Annotated in this window: 1 protein-coding gene; it reads left to right on the top strand. The window is 57.1% G+C overall.

Going from position 1 to position 259, the window contains the following annotated elements; all coding sequences use genetic code 11:
• Positions 1-103 precede the first annotated feature (103 nt).
• Positions 104-259: recombinase family protein (locus SB771_RS35455; RefSeq protein ID WP_410722098.1), on the top strand; the 156-nt coding region annotated here is incomplete at its 3' end.

Here is a 259-nt window from a genome sequence, read left to right as displayed (position 1 = left end):
CTTTCGGACATCCCCTTTCCGATCTGTCCGAAAGTAAGGGTTGAAGTATTTTGGACAGGCATTTATATTCGGACATCTATTTCGTACAGATTGGGTGCCCGATATGTCCCGAACCTTCGCTTATGCCCGCGTCAGTACGTCCGACCAGACCACCACGAACCAGTTACGCGAGATCGAGGCGGCCGGCTTCTCGGTCGACAAGCGCCGCGTCGTGTCGGAAAGCATCTCAGGGAGCGTGAGCGCCGATCAGCGGCCGGGC

The sequence above is a fragment of the Burkholderia sp. SIMBA_051 genome (genome assembly GCF_046534915.1).
Classification (GTDB): domain Bacteria; phylum Pseudomonadota; class Gammaproteobacteria; order Burkholderiales; family Burkholderiaceae; genus Burkholderia; species Burkholderia ambifaria.
The sequence above is the reverse complement of the archived record's forward strand: the minus strand, read 5'-3'. Positions and strand labels throughout refer to the sequence as shown.